We start from the raw sequence: 250 nt of genomic DNA, 5'->3' as shown, positions 1-250 counted from the left end.
CGCATGGGGAGACCCCACACTACCATCGGCGCTACGGCGTTTCACTTCTGAGTTCGGCATGGGGTCAGGTGGGACCACCGCGCTAGTGCCGCCAGGCAAATTCTGTTTCATCCATGCCACCCACCCCCTCTCTCGACGGCAGGCCACACGAACCAATCTCGGAACAATCGCTGAAAATTAAATTATATCGTCTCTCAAACCAAAACACCTTGGGTGTTGTAAGGTTAAGCCTCTCGGGTCATTAGTACTG

1 rRNA gene is annotated in these 250 nt (G+C 54.0%); it reads right to left on the bottom strand.

Annotated features, from left to right (window positions below):
- Positions 1 to 96: ribosomal RNA gene (rrf, locus tag ACMV8I_RS21590) — 5S ribosomal RNA — on the bottom strand; the annotation flags it as partial.
- Positions 97 to 250 lie beyond the last annotated feature (154 nt).

Origin of the sequence: Ewingella sp. S1.OA.A_B6, assembly GCF_049889095.1 — a bacterium.
Classification (GTDB): Bacteria; Pseudomonadota; Gammaproteobacteria; order Enterobacterales; family Enterobacteriaceae; genus Ewingella.
This window is presented reverse-complemented; position numbering and strand designations above follow the sequence as displayed.